Origin of the sequence: Salinibacter sp. (genome assembly GCF_042218895.1) — a bacterium.
Taxonomy (GTDB): Bacteria; Bacteroidota; Rhodothermia; order Rhodothermales; family Salinibacteraceae; genus Salinibacter.
This window is the reverse complement of sequence record NZ_JBDGQQ010000181.1, coordinates 1-21,080: the sequence shown is the minus strand read 5'-3', so window position 1 is coordinate 21,080 and position 21,080 is coordinate 1. Positions and strand designations below refer to the sequence as shown.

Sequence of the window (21,080 nt, the reverse complement as noted above, 5' to 3'; positions counted from 1 at the left end):
GTGGAGGGCACCGCACCGTCCATGTGCTCTCGTAGTGGATTCTGAAACTCAAATCCGAAGAGCTCGGGATTTCGGCCAATGACCGCCGCCGAGAAGACCTTGAGCACATATTCCTTGGTTTCCTCAGGCATCCGATCGCTGTACTCTCTTAGGAACCGCCAATAGTTCCGCTTGTCGGGATCCTGAGGAATGCCTTCAAGCGCCTGGTCGGGAATGCCCTTGGGAAGATCCTCTAGCTTGTCTGTGACGCGGTGCTCGCCCCAGTTGTAGGAGGCAATCACAAGCAGTCCCGACGCCTGCGCCTTAGTGCTATAGATATCCCGCAGATAGCGGGCCGCTGCCCGGGTCGACTTTTTGAAGTCGTGCCGCTCATCCTGCGGATCAACGACGCGTTCGTCCTTTCGCGGTCCCACGCGGAGCCCGTACTCTCGAGCTGTGGAGGGAATAAACTGCCACATTCCCTTCGCGATACCATGCCGCGTGCGAGGCCCAATGGCGTTTACGTTGAAGCCGCTCTCCTGCAGAGCCAGATAGAAAAACTCTGGTGGGAGGGAGTGCTCCCACATCGTCTTGACAATGAACCCCGTGTATCCCTTCTCTTCGGCCCGCTGGATGGCGGACACCAGACGTGGCCGGCCCTGGGGGCTCTTCCAGTACGTCTCGATGGTTTCTTTGACCCTTCGCACGAACCCGGCCGGAATGCCAAACTCACTCTCCCCAAAGATGCGGGCTACTTGATAGATTTCTCGCTCCTTCTGACTGAGCTCCCGGTACACACCCAGTTCTTTAACGAACCCATCGTAGAGTTCCCGCTGCTCTCGTTGCTTTTTTTCGAGTGCTGCGAGCTGCTTCTGAAGCGAGGCGTCGCCGCTCTGCTCAATGCGCCGTTTGAGCTTTGCGATGAGCACGTCCTGCTCCTTCATGTTGGCAAACACCTTCCGGGCCTTCTCCTCGATCCGCTCGTTGCGGAGGTGCTGCACGATAGCATACCCCCCCAGCACCACGCAGAGCGCCAACGCTCCAGCGATGACCCATACGTACCGGCGCCGCTCCTTCTGTTGAACTCGCTGGTACGCCTGCCGCAACAGGCGGGTGTGTTCGCCTTCGGGCCGATCATCATCCTGAAAGTAGTGCTGGACGTATTGCGTCACTGAGCCCTCCAGGGAGGCGGCCCCTTCGGCCGAATCGGTCGCCCCCGACCGGATGCCCGACCTGGGGGACGGCTCCTGAGCCTCACTACTGGTCGTCCGAGCCGAGTCGCTCCCTGCCTCTACGGCCGTGTCTGACGCGGCCTCCGCTCCCTTCGCCTCCGGAATCGTAAGGCGGAACGTGGGCCCATCCTCCCCAAGCTGCACCTCGGCCTCGGCCGAGAGCGGCGCCCGGTCGATCTCCTCCCCGTCGAGGTATGTCCCGTTCGTACTGTCGTCGTCTATGAGCCACCAGCGGCCGTCCTCAAAGACAATCTTTGCGTGGATGCGGCTCACGACACCCGACTCGACCTGCACTTCACACTCGTCCTTGCGCCCCAAACGGACCTCGCGCACGTAGGTCCGGTTTGCGCCCCGCACGCTGGCCTCCCGGGTACGAATCCGAATCGGCATGTCGGCCTCGGTCTGAGACATGAAGAACGGAGCTGTGCTGAACAGCGGACCGTCGTTTCGTCGCCGCGGCAGCCGGCGAGTCGCCGGTGCTGTGATGTCGGTCAGCCAGGGTTACGACGTAGAGGGAACGCGCAGGGCCATGGCCACCCGCACGTTCGGCGACAGGATGTCCTCGGGCGGCCGCACCCGAACGGCCAGCACCTCCTGGTTGGGCAACTCGACGTCCGTGACGTGCTCGACCGACACGGGCTGCTCGCCAACCTCGGCGTCGGTGTCCTCTTCGCTTGCCTCCTCCGGGACCGGCACGCCTAAGAAGGCGGCCATGGCCGCAGCGATCTCCTCGCGAAGGGCCGTGAGCGAACGGTTCAGGTCGAGGTTCTTCTCGATCTCGAGGAGCCGATGGACCGCCCGGGCCGCGAACAGCCGACAAGGGAGGGATGCCTCTGCGCGGGCCTCCGCCGCGGCATTCGGATCGTCGTAGGTCCCGGGCTCCTGCACCGTGGGGACGTGCGCTACGCGAAGCCGGTCGCGGTTGGCCTCGCCGCTGAGCACCGTGAACCCGGCCCGCGCCAGTTCCGACTGCATGCGGCCCGGCAGCAATGTTGACAGCGGACTGGTGCCTCCGGGGCCGGACTGCACCGGCAGGTTTCCGATCGTGTACTCGCTTAGGTGCGTGGGCCAGCCGGTATCGACGAAGCTCTGCGCGGCGGCCACCCCCACGGCAAGCGCTCCGCCGCCCCAGAGCCCCTCGTCGTCCGGCATCGCGAGCCCCTCCCCGCCTTGACTTCCGTCGTAGGAGGACCGCAGCAGAAACGGCGGCAGGGCCAACGCCAGGTATTGAGACTTGTCCTCGTCGCGCAGGCGTTCCCACTCAACGTACTCATCCCCCTGCAAGTGCGGACGCAGAGCGGGCAGCTTTCGCAGGCCGCTCATCTTCTCCATCCCGAAAAACCCGGGGTCGGCCGACGCCACGACGGGCGTCTGCAGGCTTTCGCCCGTCCCGGCCAGATCGGTCAGCTGTTCGATGTCGAGGTGCTCGTGTCCGAAGGCCTGGTCGACGAGGATCAGCGAAATGGGGGGCTCGTCGTGCTCCTGGTCGTGCTCGGGCACGAGGACCTGATGGTGCATCGCCTCGTGCAGGTCCTCTCGGCCCGCAGGCAGCACGACGAGCTCTACGTTCTCCCGAACGTTGAGCCGGTCGACCAGAAACTTAACCCCGCGCCACGCGGCCTCCAGCTTCCGCACCTCGGGGTGCTGGAGAAGGGGCCGCACCTGCTCGCGAAGCGCCTCGTTGAGATTCTCGACCAGCAGTTCGACGGCCGAGGCACTGACGTCCGATCCGGGCTCGTCGCCCCGCACCGCGTTCATCAGCGCGTCGACGGCGTTGGACGCAATGTCCCCGTTGGTGGAATCGGCGAGGTCTTGCGACGGAGACGGTTCGTCGTCACCGTCGTCCACGTCGACCATCCCCATGAGCCGGTCCAGCGATTCGTCCCCCTCGCCCCCCTCGGATCCGGTCGGTTCGCTGGGCTCTTCCGGCTCGTCTTCGCCGACCAGCGTCCGGTAGAGATCGTCGGCCCACTCCATCTCGACGCCCACCTCGTCGAGGCGGGCCCGGAACGTGTCGAGGTCGATCGTGCCGTCCCCGACGTCCCGCACCAGATCACGAACGTCCAGGAGCTGCGCGGTGGGCCCCACCTGCCGGGCGAGGGCCTCCGGCTCGAACGCCTCCAGCTCCGGGAACGAGAGCTCCAGGTCCCATGTCTGCGGCGCGTCGCCCAGCGTGTTGCGGACCTCGATGGACAGCTGCGGCTCCGTCTCGGCCATAAAGTCCGCGAAGCGGTTCGCGTCGACCCGATGGACGTGGTTGCCCGCGGACCAGTCATCAGGACTTGACGCCGGGGTGAGATCGCTCACCAACAAGATCCGAAACGGCAGGGACGACACCTCGCGGGCGCCCGAGGTGTCAGGCTGCTCGACCTCGGTGCGATCGGGGTCGGACGTGACGCGCATCCCGACTCGGTTCTCGTCGGCGTCGGACGGTTCGGCTTGAGACTCGTCGTCCATGGCTCGAAGGAATTTGATGGGAGGTGGCCTTATGAGGATGAGATCCTTCTATTGGGTGAATGCCTCCTGTTCAATCTGAAGTTCCTCTATTCGCTCCAGGTTCAGGTCGGGGTCCCGAATGGGCGTGTGCCCGCGCCAGACGAGGCAGAACTGATCCTCTTCGGGAAGCAGGACTAGCGTGTCAAGCCGCACGGACACGTCCTCGGTTCGTAGTGAGCTCTCTCCGGGGGTCTTTTGCTCTCCGTTAGGTCCTTCTGGGGACCGCCGGCTCAGCGTCACCTGAGGCTCGATTCCGGGCAACGAAAACTGGCGGTACTCATCGGGCGTAAAGTGCCGAAGGTCAATGCGTTCATTCCCATCCAGATAATCAGGCACCTGCAGTCGGGGATGAGCTCCGTTGTAGAACGCAAACTCAAAGTCCGAAGGCAATCCAAATTGTTCATCGATGTCCTCATGTCCCTCGACGGTCCCAGCGTAGCTGGCCCGCGGCTGCCAGTCTTTCCGCAAGAACCCAAACCCCATGGGCTGTGGCTGGTCGTTCCAGGACGAGATTAGATTATTGGGGTCCTCCAGATTGGGAAGGGGCTTTCGGTCTACCGTCTCTTTCGACTTATCTCCAATGAAGCCCCGACCAATGGGATTTGAGGAGAACCACTTGTTGGCTTTGTGATCTATGCCCCCGTAGGCCCGTTCGTAGATCAATGGCATTTCGGTAAAGGGCACCGGATCAGTTTTCTTTGGCACGACGGCCATCCCCGTTGGAAACACCCATTCCCGATCCCCAATGACGCGCACGACCTCCCGCACCTTCCGCCCCACGCGCAACGACACGTCGAGCTGCCGCACGGGCTCCCCCCCTGGGGCATGCGCCTTTCCGACAACCACCACGTCCGCCTCTGGCTTGTACGGGGCCGTATCAGCTTCCATAAGCAGACTCCCGGTGGCAACGTCGTTCTCATGGTATTCGTCCTCGGTGGCAACGTCTCGCTGCTCGGCCGCGGGCTCGACCTTGGCAGAAGAGTTCTGCGGGATCGCAAAGGTGCCCTTCACGATCACGCTCAGACAGGGTCGGCGCTCCGGGCCAAGTCCCATAGTCAGACCATCGGCAAATGGCGTGTTGTTGTGAATCTCCATCCCGGTCAGCAGTTCAAATTAGGGGGTTTCTGGTCCGTCCTGCTCCGTGGCCGGCGAGCGATGCAGCGGAACCGGGTCCACGGATGGCGGCGTCTTTCCCGGGCCGTACGCAGCCCCCGTCTCCTCTGGTCGGCGCACGTCGTCGGTATCGCAGCTCGAGGTCTCGAAGAAATCGATCTGTGCCCAGTAGAAGTCCGCCCCGTAGAAATTGCAGTTCGAGGCCCGGGCCCCCGTGAAGTCGGCGCCCACAAAATTGCCGAACGGCAACTCCGAGGCTTCAAGGGTCGCCCCCCGAAAGTCCGCAAACTCGCACACGATTTGCTCGCCCACCACCTCTTTCAGCCGTACCTGATGAAAAGTGGCTCGGGTGAAGTTTCCCCTCGTCAGCGTAGCGCCGGAAAAGTCGCACTGCGAAAAATCAGCGCGCCGCGCCGAGGCCGATACCAGTTCTGCCGCCTGGAAACGCGCGCCCGACGCCAGCACCTCATCGAGGACCGTGCCGGAAAACACCGCTTCTGAGCAGTCGGCATCGACCAGACTCGTCCCCGTCAGGACAGCTGCTCCCAGAGAGGCATTCTGGAGAGAGGCTCCCTCAAGCGTAGCGCGAGCGAAAATGCTTTCCCCTAGGTCGGCGTTCGTAAAGTCGCATCGTGTGAGGTCGGCCTCCTCCAAGAGCACTCCATGCAGTGTGGCCCCCACCAGACGAGTCCCTCGGGCCGCGATGCGGCTCAGGTCACACTCTTGAAGGGTTGCCCGGTCCAGTTGGGCGTCGCGGAGGTCGACCCCGTCGAGCATAGAGCCTTCGACTCTACCCTCCGTCAAGTCCGCCTCCCGCAGATTGGCCCCTGAGAGAACACACTCGGTCAGCGTTGCCTCTTGAAACCGTGCCCCCCGAAGGTTAGCATCCCGTAGAACGACCCCGCTCAGTTCGGCGCCCCGGAAATCTGCGTTCTGCAGATTTTCCCCCTCCAGACTGCGTCCCTCCAGTGCTTGCCCCCTCCAGTTACTCTCACTGTCACTCACGACCGGCTCCTGGGCCGCTCCCTCCGACGATGTATCTGAGCTCAACTCCATGGCGGGGTCTGGATCAGCGCGCGAAGGAGATCGAAAGGCCCTTTTCTGCCGGGCTTCATTCCAAGTGCAGCATGGTGGAGATGCGGCCCGGTCCTTCGCTGCGTCCATAGTGAGGAGCGCAAGGAGGCGGAGACGTGCGTTCCCGTCGTCCACGCGTCCGGTGACCGATCCGTATCGGGAGCGTCGCCAAAACACTCACCGGGAACGAGCGATCGGGGGCCGAGTGCGTAGTATGGCCGCTTCAGAAAGAACCGATCGAGGGCCGTCCACGAGGAGCGCAGCACCTCCGAGGCCCTCGGAATCTCGGTATAATTCCACCGAATTCCTTCACCAATGAGACTTTTCCATTCCTCCCGCCGATCGAACGGAGCCGACGGAGCCAGCTGTTCTCGCAGGGGGTCCTCGCCCCGGACAATCGCCGCTGCTCGGAACGCCGTCGACATCGGGATGATCGGCTGCACGTACCTTCCACGTCCCCAAAGCGGCACAAAGGAAGCTTCTGTCCGCACACTGAGCACGATGCCAGACTGGGCCCCATGCATCACAATCTCGGATGTCCGATCGGCCTGTGAGAGGGGTGCGCTTAGAGAGACGCGGACCACCTCGGATCCCGGCCTCGAATCGAGGCTCGGCCCCTGCCACTCCTTCAGGCAGTCCAGCGCATCATACCCAAAACTCCACGTGTGGTCCGCCGCCCGAATCTCCTGCAGTCGGTTGCCTGCGTCGTATGCCAGTTCATAACGGCGGCCATCCGTGTCGAGCACTGTGGGGCGTCCTCGTCCATCCCGTCGGCACTGCAGCACAGAGCTGTCGTCGCGGTGAAGGGATTCGAGCTGCCCATTGGCATCGTACTGCAGTGAGAGGAGGCCCCCGTTCACCTGAGCCCTGGCAAGACGACCGTCGTCCCCGTAGCTCAGAGAGAAGCTGTCGTCTCCTCGATCGGCGGCCAGCAGTGCACCCGACGACCCGTAGATGCATTCATAGGAGGGTCCGTCCGGAGTTTCCCAGTGCACGGGGTCCCTTCCATGACTGTACCGGCATCTTCTCTCGCCATCCTCTCCATCGATGGTGACCTCTGCGCCGTCGTCAAGGCGCTCGTAGCTCGTCTCTCGACCGTCGGGACGGAGGATTCGCGTTACTCGTCCATATTCGTCGTACTCGTATCGGACCGTGCGTCCATCTGCGTCTCGGATGGCCCGAACGGCCCCCGTCCCGTCATACTCGAGCTGAAATTGACGCCGGCCGTCGTCCCATTCGTGCAGGCGGCCAAAGGCATCATACATAAATGTCGACTCCGCGCCCGTCGCCTCCTGGATGCGTGTGACGTTTCCCTCTGCGTCGTACCCAAATTCCACAGACTGGGAGGCCACTCGTACACTTTTGAGCAGGCCGTCCGGATCGTAGCGCCACTGGAAGCGGCGCCCTAGGGCGTCAGTCCGTTCTACCAGGCGCCCGCACTCGTCGAAACGGTCCTCCAGCAGATGCCCCTCCTCATCTTTGATTAACAGCGTCCGCTCATCGGTCCCACGGCGGAAGCGGACGCCTTGTCCCGACGGCGAACGAAGTTCGACCACGGTGCCCCGATCCTCCCGCTCAAACGTCCAGACCGCATCGTTCTCGGTCCGAAGTGCAGTAGGTCGGTCGCCCCCATTGCGCGTAACCGCAGCGCGCCGATCTTCTGCATCCAACACAGCGTCGAGCCGCAGCGACGGGTCCATTTCGAGATACGCCGCTCGTTCCTCCGCATCGACGCACGTGAACAACCCTTCCTCTACATCCAGGTCACGAAGTTTTTGTACCGTCTCTTCCTCGTCCGAAAAGCCGACGAGCTGCTCGAGCTCGTTGTAATAGTAATTCTGGCTCCGGCCCGCCAGATCGATGCGCTCGATGACCTGTCCCGTGGGTGTATGGCGATACAGCGTTTGCCCGCCCGTAGTCCCGACCACCCGGACCGAGGAACGCGCCTCGTCGTACGCAAAGCGTCGGCCCTGCGACCGGTCCTCATACCAGAGGGCATAGCACCTCCGCTCGTCGTCGTACTGCGCGTACTGTGTTCCCCCACACCGATTGGTGTACTCCACCATCAGGTGGTCGTGGTACCCAAACGACACAGCCCGACCGGCCGCGTCTGTCTCCGTGACGAGGTCGTCCGCTCCACCGTAGCGAAAGGTTCGCAGGGTCCGGCCCGACGAATCGTCGTCCGTCAGCCGCATGCGGTGGACGCTTCCCGCCCGATAGTCGAAGCGAACCTGACGCCCGACGGTGTCAACGATGCCAACGAGGCGACCGCGATCAAAGAAGAGATGGACGTCGTTCCCCTGTCCATCCTCGATGCGACTCAGGGAGAGAGTATCGTCGTTCCGGGCGTTTTCCTTTGCAAATACGAGCCGACGGTCCGGTACCGGCGCGATGACGTACTGATCCGAATAGTGCTCCACGAGCGTGCCCGTCGCGTGACGGGCCTGCATGCTCTCGTCAACTCGAGAAAACACGGTTTCGAGCGGTGTTTCCGGGGCGTAAACGAGCCGCTCCGACTCCACACGCAACGAAAGATCCAGATTGAACCGCCAGCCGGCCCCAAACGGGCCGTTTGTCTCCCGTCCACTCCGGTACGTTCGTCCGAGCGTAAGGGGGATGTAGCCCGGCAGACGTACGTCCTCCCGGTACATCCTCGTTTCTCCCGTTGCAATGTCCACACGAAGTGGCATGAGCGGCGTCGGAGCAATGGCGACCGGCTACGGGAACGGGAACAAGAACTACTTCACGAGCACGGTTGTAGCCCCTGCCAAAATGACGTTTGTCGTCATGGGAGGCTGCACGGCCCCGGGCTCAAGGATCTTGTCCGAGAGGCGTGCCGCGGGCTTTCCGCCTACTAGCACGGTAACGGAGCCGGGGGGCATCGTCGTGCCCGGTCCGTGCGGAGTCCCTGGCCCCGCGGGCGGCGGCGCGTTCGGCACCGGACAGGTATGCTGATCTCCGACTCTCCAGGCCGGTTTTCCTCCGATGATGACGGTCGGACACGGAGCCCCCATGATGGGAGGGCCGTGCATGAGACTGTCGCCGAGTCGTGCGGCGGGAAAAGGCATAGCGTACGCGGGGTTATCCGATTTTTGTCAGCGATCCTTTTATGGTATTGATGCCCTTCGCCTTTGAATTTATCATCGTCCCTTTGACGTCATTCTTCACGTTTGCTTTCGATGATATATTCATCCCCTTCATATTTACGCTCTTAGTACCCTTTATTTGTATATCCATTCCCTTAATCTCAATCTTTCCGCTCCTTTTAAGCGTGATTGAAGACTGACCGCATTTTATTTTTATCTCCTTTCCATCCTTCAAATTTATCCCTTTATCTGCGTACATGTTTATAGTCTCTTCTGACTTCTGGTTTATTTCGCGAGCTGCCATATCTATTTTTCCCTTTTTTCCCGTACCATCTGTCAATATGTATATACTCCCTTCGTCAGACTTTACCGTTATATTTTCGTCTGCGTGTGTATCAATTTCTCCATTGTCTGCCTCTGCTACAATGTTATTCTTCTTTGCTTTCAATTTTACATCCCCTTTACCAGCGCCAATATCGACCCCCCCAGCTCCGGTAAGCATATTAACCCCTGTGCTGGCCGCAATGAGGTCGATTCCTGTGGCGGTATGAAAGCTTACACCACCAGTGCCAGCATACCCTGAAATTCCACTCTGTGTGTGCATCATTACACCAGCATCACTTTGCATATATATGCCCGGCCACTCAAGACCTATGCCTGTGCCGGTTATGGTGCTAAGGGCCCCATCAACAAGCTCTGCAACCCCCATGATGCTGGAAGAGGAGGTGAGAACACCAACGACCGAACCAATCACAGAGTCGATGTACGTCTTGTAGTCTGCTATATGATCTTTGGCCGTAATGGCCTTACCGAGGCCCGTTTTAACTGCATTGATGAAAACGCCCTCATCTGCGTGAATGGTCTGGGTCTTCTCCGTCGATGATTGAATTCCCTCCGTGGATTCATCCTGGGATCCCATGTGGATTCTGGACTTCGTCTCCGGGGTGAACAGGTTGATGCCCATTTTTCCCTCCTGGTCCTCCACGACGAGCTCATTGTCTGTAGTCGTCCTGAAGATGTGCTGGGAGCTGTTTTCATTGTCCACCGGGGACTCATTGTTCGGATTGGGGGCGGTGCCCAGAGCCATCGGGCGATCCGGATCCCCATTCTCACAGGCAAAAATCATCTCGGTGCCCGGATGGCTGGGCTTGTGGAAGCCAGCCTCACCCTTGCCACTGTGAGGTTGCTTCATCCGAATCGGGTGGGTAGCTGTCCCTGGGCTCTTGTCGCGCTGGTCAAAATGCATCTTGGCCCGATAGCGACCCTGGTCGTCCAGATAGGCGTAGTCCCCACTCCCATCCACTTCGGCGGTCATCACGCCCGGCACCTCTGGCTTCGGCGTCTTGCGCGGCGCCCGGTACTGGACGGTCGCTGGAATGCAGGTAAATCGGTTCTGATAAGTCGGTTCGGACTCGTCTTTGTCTTCCGAAGATCGGATCGTGTCGATGTCCATGCCATGCCGCTGCGACCCCTGATGCTCAATCTGAGTAATCAGGTAGTCCGCGTTCAGGCTCTTGCGGTAGTGCTTTTCCAGGGTGAAGAGGAAGCCACTCCGAAGACCGAGGCTGTCGCTTTCCCCGTCCAGGACCTTGCGTTGGGCCTCAATTTCCTCATTGCGCACTTTCGCTAGCCGGTTGCCCCGCTCCGTGTCCCGGAAGTTTTCACCGTATTCATAGCGTTTCCCGGGCATGTCGCTGTTCATCTCCGAGTCGACCGTCATGGTCCTCGGCCCCCGGTAGTTGTAGTTTTTCAACTCGACCTTGCCAGTAACGACCTGCTCCTCGCAGACGAACCGGCTCACCGTCTCTTGCTTTTTCTTTACCATTCCTCCAGCCCCCTGGTGAAACTGAAGAGACGCCGGATCCGGAATTTTTTCGTGTTCGCTCTTTTTGTCCGTGACGACGAGGGTGTCCTGTCCGTCCCCGTGCTCGAAGAAGTAGTACATTCCCTCGAACTCCATGAGACGACTGACAAAGTTCAGGTCCGTCTCCTCGTGCTGCACGCAGTATTCGCGGGGCGAATACGACTCCTGCAGCTTAAATTTGAAGTCGCCCGACGAGAGACCGTCCTCCTTCAACACGGTCCGCAGGATGCCCTCCACCTTCTTCTCCTGAAAAATACGACTTCGGTAGCTGAGCGAGAGCCAGTGCAGGCGGGGTCGGAGGGTGGCCTGGTACACCACGTAATCAGACGTCCGCCCACGAATTGAAAAGTCGGTCACGATGCCACTTACAGGCCTCGGCTCGTCCCCCCGCATCATGGTAAACGTAGCCGACTTGTTGACAACCTTCTCAAAATCGAGGTCCGGGTCTTCCGAGATTAACTGCAGCTCAAAGTTGAACGGCTGGGAGATGCCCTCAGTCCCTTCAAAGCGGACGACTCGGAGCGTATTGGAGTCCAGTTCCGCGGGCTCGAAAAAATAGAGGGACGTATTGGCGGCTCTGTCTTTTAGTGTGGACATGTCTCAGTCTCTCGAGAACGATGCAAGGGGTTGCGAGAAGAGGGAGCAGTTCACCTGCGGGGAAATGCCCCCATCGACCTTATTCAAAGGAGTACGTAAAGTCGCCGTCCTGGTCGAGCCCTAGCGTAAGCCGGGAGGGCATCTCGTCGTCGGTCATGCGCGGAATGATGGCCTGTGCGGCCTCGGGCAGCACGGTGCGGTTGATGATAAAGTCGACATTGCGCGCCCCAGCATCAACCTGTGTGCAGCGGGCCGCGATGTGGTCCACGATGCTCGGGTCGTAGGTGAAGTCGATCTCGTGGGCGTCCTGCAGGCGATCGCTGATCTCACCGAGCTTGATCTCGGTAACCCCCTTCATCGTCTCGGTATCGAGCGGGTAGTACGGCACGACCCGCATCCGGCCCAGCAGTGCGGGCTGAAAGTGGTCCACCAGGGTCGGGTGGATCGCTTCCCGCACCTCGTCGGGCGGAGGGCGCTCATCGGTGTCCTGGGCCAGCCGGGTAATCTGGTCCGAGGCCAGGTTGGACGTCATGATAATGATCGTGTTGCGGAAGTCAATCTCTCGCCCTTCCCCGTCGCGCATGAAGCCCTTGTCGAACACCTGGTAGAAGAGGTCCATCACGTCGCGGTGGGCTTTTTCAATCTCGTCGAGCAGCACCACCGAGTAGGGACGCTGGCGCACCGCTTCGGTGAGCACGCCGCCTTCGCCGTACCCCACGTAGCCGGGCGGGGAGCCCTTCAGCTGCGCTGCGGTGTGCTTCTCCTGGTACTCCGACATGTTGATCGTCGTCATGAACCGCTCGCCGCCGAAGAGCAGATCGGCCAACTGAAGGGCCGTCTCCGTCTTGCCGACCCCACTGGGGCCGACGAACAGAAAGACGCCCTGTGGCGAATCGGGCGAGGAGAGACTGGCCTTCGACGTGCGCACGGTCTTCGACACCTCTCGAATCGCGGCATCCTGCCCCAGGATGTGCTCGCCGAGGCGATCCTCCAGGTTGAGCAGCAACTCCGCCTCATCTTCGAGCATGTTCCCCACCGGGATGCCCGTCCAGTCGGAGACCACCTCGGCCGCGATGTGCTCGTCGACGGCCCCGTGGACCATGGGCATCTCTCCCCGCACTTCTTCCAGCTCATCCTGCAGGGCGTCAATTTCCTCCTGCGTTTCGGGGTCGAGCTCCACGTCCTGCTCCTCCGTCTGCCCATTTTCCGTCTGCCCGTCTGCGAGGACGGCCGCGGGCGTCGACAGCTCCTCGCGCTTCCTGACAATGCGTTCCACCAGCTCCTTTTCGCGCTCCCATCGGGCTTCGAGCTCGTCGCGCTCGGCCCGGACCTCCTCGCGTTTCTGCTTCACCTCCTGCAGTTCTCCAGTCTCTTCACGAAGGCCCGCTTCGAGATCCCGCTGAATGCCTTCGATCTCCGTGTTGAGGTTCTGAAGCTGTCGATCCAAGTCCTCCAACCGCCCCGGACGCGCCGTCAGTGTCATCTTGACCCGGGCCGCCGCCGTGTCGAGCAGGTCCACGGCCTTGTCCGGAAGCTGGCGTCCCGAGATGTAGCGGCCCGCCAGCTCGGCGATGGCGTCGACGGCGTGGTCGGTGACCTGCACCCCATGGTGCTCCTCGTACGCCGACCGAATGCCGCGGAGCATGACGACCGCCTCCTCGACGGAGGGCTCGTCGATCTTCACCATCTGGAAGCGCCGCTCCAGGGCCGGGTCCTTTTCGATGTACTGTTTGTACTCCGACCACGTGGTGGCGGCAATCGCGCGCAACTCGCCCCGAGCCAGTGCCGGTTTCAGCAAGTTTGCCGCGTCGCCCGTGCCCTCGCCGCCCCCCGCGCCAATGAGGGTGTGGGCCTCGTCAATGAAGAGGATCGTGGGCTTGGCCGCCTCCCGCACCTCCTGGAGGACCGACTTGAGGCGGTCCTCGAACTCGCCCTGCACGCTGGCTCCGGCCTTGAGCGCGCTGAGGTCCAGCGAACGGATCTCGATGTTCTCCAGCGTCTCCGGCACGTCGTCGTTGGCGACGCGGCGCGCCAGTCCCTCCACGATGGCGGTCTTGCCTACGCCTGCCTCGCCGACGAGTATGGGGTTGTTCTTGCGCCGGCGACTGAGAATATCAGTGATTTGGCGAATCTCTTCGTTTCGGCCCGAGATCGGGTCGATCTTGCCGTCGCGGGCCTCCTGGGTAAAGCTGACGGTGAACTGGGCGAGCGCGCTGTCTTCCGCCTCCTCCGGCACCCCGTCGCGGGAGGGCGGGGCCGTCTCGGGGGCCCGAGCGGCCGACTCGGTCGATCCGGCGACGATGTCGAGGAAGTGTTCGCGGAGGTCGTCCCGTCCGACAGGCCGCAGCACGTCCATGTACGCCTTCGTCTTGAGGGCATCGCTGCGCAGCATCGCGTCTAGCAACGTCCCCGAGCGCACGCTGCCAAACCCATGGTGCACAGACCCGATGAGGTAGGCCGACTCGACGGTCTCGAGCAACGTCGGCGAGAAGGACGGGCGACTGGCGTTGCCCGTCCGGAAGTTCTCGAGCTGATGCACGAGGGCCTCCTCGAAGCGCCCCGGCTCGACGCCGAAGTGGTTCAGGATGAGCGCCAGATCCGTTTCATTCGTTTCCAGGAGCTTGACCAGGAGGTGCTCGAGCGTCACCTCGTAGTGGCTGCGGTTGACGGCGAATCCGGCGGCCGACTCCAGGTCGCGCGTGAGACGATCGTTGAGCTTTTTCAGGAGCTTCTTGACATCGTCGGTGACCATGGCGTGCAGACCAGAGTGAGTGAACGAAACACGAAAGGCCGCTCAGGAACGAGCTGTGGATTGGGGTGCGGAATCCGCTGTGTAGTCGACGATGCGATTGATTACAGGCTCTCGGGGAGGCCCTGCGCTCGTCGTGAAGCCGAGCTGGCTCCCGGACTCGCCGAGCCGGGTGGTCGGCAGGTCCTCGGAGCGAATTCGCAACTCGACGTCATAGGCAAGGGAATCCGGCGTGTACAGGCGGACCAGGTCGCGCAACTTCGGCACGTCTTCTCCGCCGGGCAGAAGCGCCAAGTATTGCTCGAGGGGCATCGGCCCCAGTCGGAGTCGAAACTTCCCAGACCGGTCGTAGACCCGTTCCCCAATTGTTGCCTCTTCGCCCAACCGAAAGTCTCTGTCTCCCAGGCCCGACGGGGACGGGATCGGCACCCAGCGCGGGACGTTTTCGATGACCTCAACCTCAATTCCGCCGAAGAATGCTCCGATGAGCGCCTCAAGACCCGCGGCATTCCGCGTTTGAGGGGCTATCACCCCCGCCTGCGCGGCCAGCCGCATCGGAGACAGGGACACGTCGTCAAGCGCGTTCGGCGTCCCCACGCCGGCAAGGGAGATGAACCGCCGGGAATGCTGATCGCGCCCTCCGGGGCGGTAGTGCAAGTGCGGCCGGTACTTCTTCCAGGCGCGATAGAAGAAGGCGTACAGTCGGTGGTTAAAGATGTCGAGGAAATCGCGGTGCGGTGCCGTTTCCTTCGTCTTTTTCGCTAGATGATCGTGGAAGTGGTAGGGGAGGGGCGAATCGATGCCGTACAGGCCAAGGAAGGTGACGACGACGTGGATGCCCCGGGGATCGTCGTCGGCCTGATCGACCCGCTTCACGTCCGTGGGCGGAAAGGCCAGATCGACACTCGGGCGCAGATGGATCGGGGAATCCGTGACGCTGGTCGTTTCTCCGGGGCCGGGGGCGTCCGGAAACATCAGTTCGAGTAGCCGAACCGCCTGCGAAAACCGGAAGCGATGCCCCTCGTCCAGCAGCCGGCGATGCACGCCGGACTCAGACGGGTCTAACGCAGGAGACGGCGCCCTGGCCTCCTCGATCCCCTCTACAAATTTGGACGACTTCCTCGATTTGGTGTCCATTCGTACCGTTGTTCTGATGGGCTCGTCGTAACGACTAGATGGACGAACGAGTTGATGGTCGAGTACATCGAGAAGAACCGGCTCATCACCAGACCAAAGAGGCACAGGTCCCCCTCATCGGCGAAGTGCCCCTCCTCAACCTCGATGGTCACCTCGCTCCCTCGGAGGACGGCGCCGTGCTCGATGATCTCCTTCGGGGCCCAGTCCACCTCGCGGATGCCGCTGAGCCGCCGCCGGTTGGCACCGGTATCGGCCCAGTCGTAAAGCCTGAGCAATCCCACGAGCGCGTCCTTGCTGGCCACCGACTGGTAATTCATCGACCAGTGGGAGATCAGCTTCCAGAAAAAATCCTCCTCGTCCTGATTCGGCGGATGCCGAACGAGGGTCGGCTGCGTGAGATTCCGGGGCTCTACAATGCTGGGCACGTCCGGCGCGAGCCGGTTGATCATCCCTTTCTTGAGCGTCTCGCGCGGCAGCGTGCCGTTCGTGCAGCGCACTTCTAGCGAGAGGGTCTCGGCCGGAACGTCAGATAGGGCCCGCAGCTGAGCATCGCTGAGCGAGAGATAGACCTCCGGCCGGTCGCCCGGTCCCATCCGCCGACTCGTCGTAAAGAAGCGCCCCTGCTCCCCGTGGGCCCGTCCATTCTGTCGGTCGTGCCGAAACGAAAAGAAGGGCTCATACTCGTGGCGCTCCCCCGTCGCGTCCTCGATACCGACCACCCTTTGGACGTCGTAGGTCTCGATGCTCTTCCGGTAGCGCAGGCTCGGCACCACGCGATGCTCGCCTACCTCGCCGTCGACGTGGATCGGCTCGGCATCGGTGTCAAAAATGTTGACGACCGGCGTGCAGTGCAGCCGGACGTTTTCCGTCTCGAACCGTCGTTCCTCCGGGTAGGGACGGTCGAAGAAGACTTCGACCTCGAAGGCCTCCGCGTCGTCGGGCACGTCGAGCCGATCCAGTCCCGTGAGGTCGGCGAACCAGAATCGGCGGCGGAAGCACAGATACTCCTGCAGTAGCTGAAATCCAGCAAAGGTGTTCGGCCCGTAGGGCAGCAGTCCCTCTTCGTCCGCCAGCCCCGCGGGCTGCACCCAGCGTTGTCCACGAAGCGCGACGTGGTGCTCTTCGTCCAGCGTAGACACCGATACGTCCGAGACGCGCCTCGTAAAAAACAGGTGCATCGTCGACGCCGTGGAGGCATCGGCCTGAAAGTACAGCCGAAGGGGACTGAGGTCCAGTTCGTTGTAGCTGACGCCCCGATCGAGTGCGAAGCGCAGCCGAACGCTACTGGTGTTGTCCCCCGGATAGTGCAGCGACGCCCGCTCCAGCTGAAGCGGCTGCACCCGCACGTCCTGCGTCGTCGTAAAGCGACACCGGACCTCCTCGGGCCCTACCGGCTCGGAGCGCACCTCCAGACCTCGGTCCAGAACCGTCGTCTCCTGGACGAGTCCAAGCTCAGGCTCCAGCTCGACGATGCTGAACGCCGGAATCGGCTTCAGAAAATGAGGATAAAGCAGCTGGAGGAGACTCTCGGTATACTCCGGCATTTCGTTGTCCAGCCGCTCGTGAACTCGCCCCGAGAGAAAAGCAAATCCCTCAAACAGCCGCTCTACGTACGGATCACGGTCCGACACGCTGTCGACGTCGAGGTAGCGGGCCTGGTCGGGGTGGGCCTCGGCAAAGACCCTCGCCGCTTCCTGCAGATACCGCATTTCCTCTTCGTAGTAGCGGCGCGACATCGGAACAGGCCTCAGTCAAGTACAAGAAGGGAGCGAGCAGGCTCGGCTCAGACGTAGGAGCCGACCGGCTTGACCTTCGCCGTTTTCTGGGACTCGAACATCGTCTCAAAGCGCACCCGGTCCCCATTCTCCAGCTCAGCCTTTACAATAAAGACCAGACGCATCGAGTGCTCATCGGTCTCGCGGCGGCGAACGCGGACACGGTTCAGGCGAGGTTCGTAGGTCTCAATCGACTCCTTGACCGCACGACGAAGTTCGTCGGCCGACTGCGGAGAATCGCGGTACACCGTCAGCATGTCCGGCAACCCGTAGTCGGGCAGGTGCCCGACGGTCCCTCGGCGCGTGTTAAACAGCCGGTTCAGATTGCTCACCACGCTCAACAAGAGACGCTGATCTTCCGAGACCGAGGTGACCGGACGGCCGTTCGCAAAGGTCCCGGTGAGCACGTCGAAAATGCTCGCCTTCATATGTTCACGTTCATGTGTTCACGTTGTTTACATTACAAACGTCCCCGGAGGCATTGAGACGTGTGATCAAGTCCGCGATCCTAGCGCTCTTCCTTCCAGGCGTCGCTGCTCTCGATGTTTCCGTCTGTGATCTTCCACAAAATCTTCTCATAGAGAAGACTGACCATATCCCTGTGGTCAAGCTCCTTATTCCGAGGATCCTGCCGGTCCGGCGACAGGGTTTTCATGTTCGCAATCTTTGCATTCTCCAACGTAAGGGTGAAGTACTCCGTCTCAGTGCCCGTCTTGTCGATGTGATACCAGTGGAATATGACTTCCTTCAGCGTCTCGCCGTTGGTGAGGGCCTTGTAGAGCATAGGCGTGGCCGGGTCGACCGGCTTCCAGATCGTCGCCGCCTGATGCTCGCGGATGCCCTGGAGTTCCCCCTTCTGGGTGTCGACCGGAATGTTAATTGAGTGGTCAAACTCAAGCACATCAACGTCCTCCTCGCGCCCTGCGACCTGGACGCCTCCTTTGATTTTGTTTCCACCGCTGTCTTTAAATGTGGCAGTGATAGGCTGAGGCATGATTACACTTCAGGTTGGTTGGAATGAGATGAGAATGGAGTTCGTCAGGTAATTTGGGAATCAGGATTACCCAAAGAGATGAGTATGATCCTCTACCTTCAAGAAACGGACGCCAACGCCCAAAGTCTGAGCAGAGGCTTCGTCCCTGCGGTTCCCAACGCTACTCTTCCTTAGGCATCTTGCTCACGAGGCTGAGACTGATGTCCATACCCTCAATTTGAAAGTGCGGCATAATCATCGTGTCCACCTTAAAGAAGCCTGGGTTGTCGGGCATCTCCTCGACAGTGACCTCGCCCTTCCGCAGCGGATACTGCGCGATCTGTTCAGGCGAGGGATTCGGCATCTCGGTGACGTGGTTGCTGAGCCATTCGTTCAGTTCCTCCTCAATGGTTCCCTCGTCCTTTGCGGCTCCGATGTTCTCTCGCTGAAGGACCTTGAGGTAATGGGAGATGCGGGAGGCGAGGAAGACGTAGGGCAGCCGGGCGTTGATTCGGCTGTTGGCCGTGGCCAAGTCGTCGTCGTACTCCTTCGGCTTCTGGGCCGAGTTTGACGAGAAGAAAACGGCGTAATCCTCTCCCTCGTAGTGGCTGAGCGGCATGAATCCGAGCTTGGAGCACTCAAATTCGAGCGTTTCACTGATGGGGACCTCCGTCGGGATTTTCATCTCGTTGCCCCGCCCCTCGTCATAAATGTGGACAGGGAGGTCCTCCACCTTGCCGCCGGACTGTGGTCCCCGAACCTGCACACACCACCCATCGTCAATAAAGGCCTCGACCATGTTCGCCGCGTAGGCGAAGGACGAGTTGCCCCAGAGGTACTCCTCGTGGTCGTCTCCCCTCACGTCCTCCTCGTAGTTGAAGTTTTCAACCGGGATGGTGTCCTCTCCGTACGGCAGCCGAAGCAGCATGCGCGGGAAGGTAAGTCCCAGGTAGCGCGAATCCGGGGTTTCCCGAAACGAATTCCATTTGGTATATTCCGCCGTCTCCATGTAGGCGGACAGGTCGGGGATCTTCTTCCACTCCTCCATGGACTCTACCCCGAAGAACTCTGGCCCGACCGACCCGATGAACGGGCAGTGCGCCGCGGCCGCCACCTTCGACACGGTGCGCATGAGAGAAATGTCCTGTGGATGATTGTCAAACTCATAGCCAGAAATGATGGCTCCGTATGGATCGGCGCCCGGCTGGTCGTAGGCGTTTGTGTATATGTGCTCATATAGCGGCGACTGGATAAGCTCCGGGGAATCTTCGAAGGACTCCCGAAGGGTGTCCTTCGACGCGTTCAGCACCTCGATCTCCACGTTCTGTCGGAAATCGGTTCGGTCCACCAAGAACTTCAGTTCGCGCCAGGAGGACTCCAGGTCCTGGAAGTCCTCGTGGTGCATGATGGCATCGAGCTGCTCGCTGATCTTCTCGTCGACCGACGAGATGAGGCTGTCGAACAGAAACTTATCGATCTCGTCGACAGGCTTGTCACGATCGCTAACGGCGTCCACGAAGACGCGCAGGGCCGCCGATACCATCGCGCCCCGATCCTTCTCGGCGACGGCTTCCGGATCCTTAAACTCCTCAACCTCAACCTCCTCGCCCGGAGTCTGAGCGTCGACCTGCGAGAAGATGCTATCCAGAACGCTCTCTTCTTCGGTCTCTACCTGGGTCTCGGCCGACGTCTCCTGAGTTTCTTCCTGCGGCATGGCTGCGTGTTGTAATATTTGCAGTAACGAATTCTGAGCCTCAACAACCGAAGCCGGTCGCGCTGCCCGGCGGGAAGTGCCTGGAACGGATCGCAAGGGCTTCATCCTCGCCAACGCCCCGTAGCACGGAGCACCGTATAGACGGAACACCGCATCGCACGTAACACCGTGGACGTATGGCGAAGTTAAGTCCTCGCCGTGTTCCTCCGGCTCCCCGCTGAGGTTCCCCTCACCCACTGTCCTCTTCCGGCACAACGTTTTTCAGCTCTCCCAGAAGCTCCTGTCGGGACTCTTCATCGGTGATGATCTCTTCCAACTCTTCCCGAAACTCCCGCATGCTGATCAGTCGGTTGCGCAAGTCCTTCAGCAGGTTGCGAGCGGCCAGAAGCCGACTCAGCTCTGGCACCTGCTGGGCCACTTGCTCCGGTTCAAAGTCATCGAGGTTATCAAACTCAAGTTCGACTTTCATGTCCCCCTCTCCTGTGAGCTTGTTCGGGACGATACATTCAAGGTCCAGATCATACGACTCCATCACGTCATCGAAGTTGTTGTCCCGGATGCTAACAACCTCGCGTTCCGAAAGCGGCGTGTCTTCCTTCTTGCCCGTGAGGTCGCTCATGACCAAAAGCCGAAGTGGAATTTCTACCTTCTCCTTCGCGTCTCCGGTGGCGACATCAAGCGTGAGGTCGATCCGTGACGGCGGTTTTTGGTGCTGAAAGCTTTTTGCCATTGCTTAAATTCGGGCTTTCTTTTTAGAATACTGTGGGACGTATAATTCTAGAATGGAACGTTCTAGATCCTCCAGTGCTCTGCCGACGGCCGTCCCGCACGTGCACACGCGACCTCTCAGCCTACGCTAATCGTTCCGATCTCAGAGGCCTTCGGAGGAGGAACCTTCCAGAAAAAGACGGCACATCTCGGGATGATCTCGGCTCCACGCGAAGCAAGCACCGGGGAGATGTACCCTTCGAGTTTTGAAATCCCGCTGACATGCTAAGTACGAGAGTTGACAGGCCACGAACAGATAACTGGCACTCCCGACTCACCCCGACGATCGCCTGCGTACGGCACTCGCCACAGTCAAGGGATGCTTACACCTACCGAGATTTGGTTGCAACGCGAAGTGATATTTTTTTTCATCGTCACTTCTCTATTTAAGCACTTAGATTGCAAGAATCAAACAGATAACTTCGCGGCTGGGTACTCAAGTGTTAAGAAAATGTAAGGAGAATCGCAAGACCCTGATTTCCGATATAGAGCCGTTTTCCTGATCCTGTAGTGCTTTTCCTGC

The 21,080-nt window shown here is 60.7% G+C and carries 14 protein-coding genes; all 14 read right to left on the bottom strand.

Annotation, left to right across the window (positions count from 1 at the left end; all coding sequences use genetic code 11):
- Window positions 1-1,622 (bottom strand): transglycosylase SLT domain-containing protein (locus ABEL04_RS14865; RefSeq protein ID WP_375803184.1); only part of this gene is annotated, 1,622 nt, incomplete at its 3' end.
- A gap of 90 nt (window positions 1,623-1,712) precedes the next feature.
- Window positions 1,713-3,668: a type VI secretion system contractile sheath domain-containing protein gene (locus tag ABEL04_RS14860; protein WP_375803183.1), complete on the bottom strand. Its 1,956-nt coding sequence runs from the start codon at window positions 3,666-3,668 to the stop codon at window positions 1,713-1,715.
- 48 nt (window positions 3,669-3,716) lie between these two features.
- The gene (locus tag ABEL04_RS14855; RefSeq protein ID WP_375803182.1) at window positions 3,717-4,802 is read right to left on the bottom strand and encodes a DUF2169 domain-containing protein; all 1,086 of its coding nucleotides are present in this window, start codon (window positions 4,800-4,802) and stop codon (window positions 3,717-3,719) included.
- Between the two features lie 18 nt (window positions 4,803-4,820).
- Window positions 4,821-5,876, bottom strand: a complete 1,056-nt coding sequence (locus ABEL04_RS14850) for a pentapeptide repeat-containing protein (RefSeq protein ID WP_375803181.1) — start codon at window positions 5,874-5,876, stop codon at window positions 4,821-4,823.
- Window positions 5,867-8,584, bottom strand: coding sequence for a DUF6531 domain-containing protein (locus ABEL04_RS14845; RefSeq protein WP_375803180.1), 2,718 nt, complete (start codon window positions 8,582-8,584; stop codon window positions 5,867-5,869). The genes ABEL04_RS14850 and ABEL04_RS14845 overlap by 10 nt, the downstream gene beginning before the upstream one ends.
- A gap of 48 nt (window positions 8,585-8,632) precedes the next feature.
- Window positions 8,633-8,926 carry a PAAR domain-containing protein gene (locus ABEL04_RS14840; RefSeq protein WP_375803185.1) on the bottom strand — a complete coding sequence of 98 codons (294 nt, stop codon included), beginning with the start codon at window positions 8,924-8,926 and terminating at the stop codon, window positions 8,633-8,635.
- Window positions 8,927-8,975: 49 nt separating this feature from the next.
- Window positions 8,976-11,441 (bottom strand): type VI secretion system tip protein TssI/VgrG, encoded by a 2,466-nt coding sequence (gene tssI, locus ABEL04_RS14835; RefSeq protein WP_375803179.1) that lies wholly within the window; start codon window positions 11,439-11,441, stop codon window positions 8,976-8,978.
- A 79-nt stretch (window positions 11,442-11,520) separates the two neighbouring features.
- Entirely contained in the window at window positions 11,521-14,193 is a 2,673-nt protein-coding gene (tssH, locus tag ABEL04_RS14830) for a type VI secretion system ATPase TssH (RefSeq protein WP_375803178.1), read from the bottom strand.
- 42 nt (window positions 14,194-14,235) lie between these two features.
- Window positions 14,236-15,327 carry a type VI secretion system baseplate subunit TssG gene (tssG, locus tag ABEL04_RS14825; protein ID WP_375803177.1) on the bottom strand — a complete coding sequence of 364 codons (1,092 nt, stop codon included), beginning with the start codon at window positions 15,325-15,327 and terminating at the stop codon, window positions 14,236-14,238.
- Complete coding sequence (tssF, locus tag ABEL04_RS14820; protein WP_375803176.1) at window positions 15,291-17,063, bottom strand: type VI secretion system baseplate subunit TssF; 1,773 nt, start codon at window positions 17,061-17,063, stop codon at window positions 15,291-15,293. Before tssF ends, tssG begins: the two co-directional genes overlap by 37 nt.
- Before the next feature lie 47 nt (window positions 17,064-17,110).
- Window positions 17,111-17,530: a type VI secretion system baseplate subunit TssE gene (tssE, locus tag ABEL04_RS14815; protein ID WP_375803175.1), complete on the bottom strand. Its 420-nt coding sequence runs from the start codon at window positions 17,528-17,530 to the stop codon at window positions 17,111-17,113.
- A gap of 80 nt (window positions 17,531-17,610) precedes the next feature.
- The gene (gene tssD / locus ABEL04_RS14810) at window positions 17,611-18,096 is read right to left on the bottom strand and encodes a type VI secretion system tube protein TssD (protein WP_375803174.1); all 486 of its coding nucleotides are present in this window, start codon (window positions 18,094-18,096) and stop codon (window positions 17,611-17,613) included.
- Between the two features lie 160 nt (window positions 18,097-18,256).
- The gene (gene tssC / locus ABEL04_RS14805; protein ID WP_375803173.1) at window positions 18,257-19,789 is read right to left on the bottom strand and encodes a type VI secretion system contractile sheath large subunit; all 1,533 of its coding nucleotides are present in this window, start codon (window positions 19,787-19,789) and stop codon (window positions 18,257-18,259) included.
- A 229-nt stretch (window positions 19,790-20,018) separates the two neighbouring features.
- Window positions 20,019-20,519: a type VI secretion system contractile sheath small subunit gene (tssB, locus tag ABEL04_RS14800; RefSeq protein WP_375803172.1), complete on the bottom strand. Its 501-nt coding sequence runs from the start codon at window positions 20,517-20,519 to the stop codon at window positions 20,019-20,021.
- Between the last annotated feature and the right edge of the window lie 561 nt (window positions 20,520-21,080).

Coding starts and splice junctions, on each gene's coding strand:
- tssE (WP_375803175.1), bottom strand. CDS start 17,530: ATGAAGGCGAGCATTTTCGACGTGCTCACCGGGACCTTTGCGAACGGC.
- ABEL04_RS14840 (WP_375803185.1), bottom strand. CDS start 8,926: ATGCACGGCCCTCCCATCATGGGGGCTCCGTGTCCGACCGTCATCATC.
- tssF (WP_375803176.1), bottom strand. CDS start 17,063: ATGTCGCGCCGCTACTACGAAGAGGAAATGCGGTATCTGCAGGAAGCG.
- tssG (WP_375803177.1), bottom strand. CDS start 15,327: ATGGACACCAAATCGAGGAAGTCGTCCAAATTTGTAGAGGGGATCGAG.
- tssD (WP_375803174.1), bottom strand. CDS start 18,096: ATGCCTCAGCCTATCACTGCCACATTTAAAGACAGCGGTGGAAACAAA.
- ABEL04_RS14845 (WP_375803180.1), bottom strand. CDS start 8,584: ATGCCACTTCGTGTGGACATTGCAACGGGAGAAACGAGGATGTACCGG.
- tssC (WP_375803173.1), bottom strand. CDS start 19,789: ATGCCGCAGGAAGAAACTCAGGAGACGTCGGCCGAGACCCAGGTAGAG.
- tssI (WP_375803179.1), bottom strand. CDS start 11,441: ATGTCCACACTAAAAGACAGAGCCGCCAATACGTCCCTCTATTTTTTC.
- tssB (WP_375803172.1), bottom strand. CDS start 20,519: ATGGCAAAAAGCTTTCAGCACCAAAAACCGCCGTCACGGATCGACCTC.
- ABEL04_RS14855 (WP_375803182.1), bottom strand. CDS start 4,802: ATGGAGATTCACAACAACACGCCATTTGCCGATGGTCTGACTATGGGA.
- ABEL04_RS14860 (WP_375803183.1), bottom strand. CDS start 3,668: ATGGACGACGAGTCTCAAGCCGAACCGTCCGACGCCGACGAGAACCGA.
- tssH (WP_375803178.1), bottom strand. CDS start 14,193: ATGGTCACCGACGATGTCAAGAAGCTCCTGAAAAAGCTCAACGATCGT.
- ABEL04_RS14850 (WP_375803181.1), bottom strand. CDS start 5,876: ATGGAGTTGAGCTCAGATACATCGTCGGAGGGAGCGGCCCAGGAGCCG.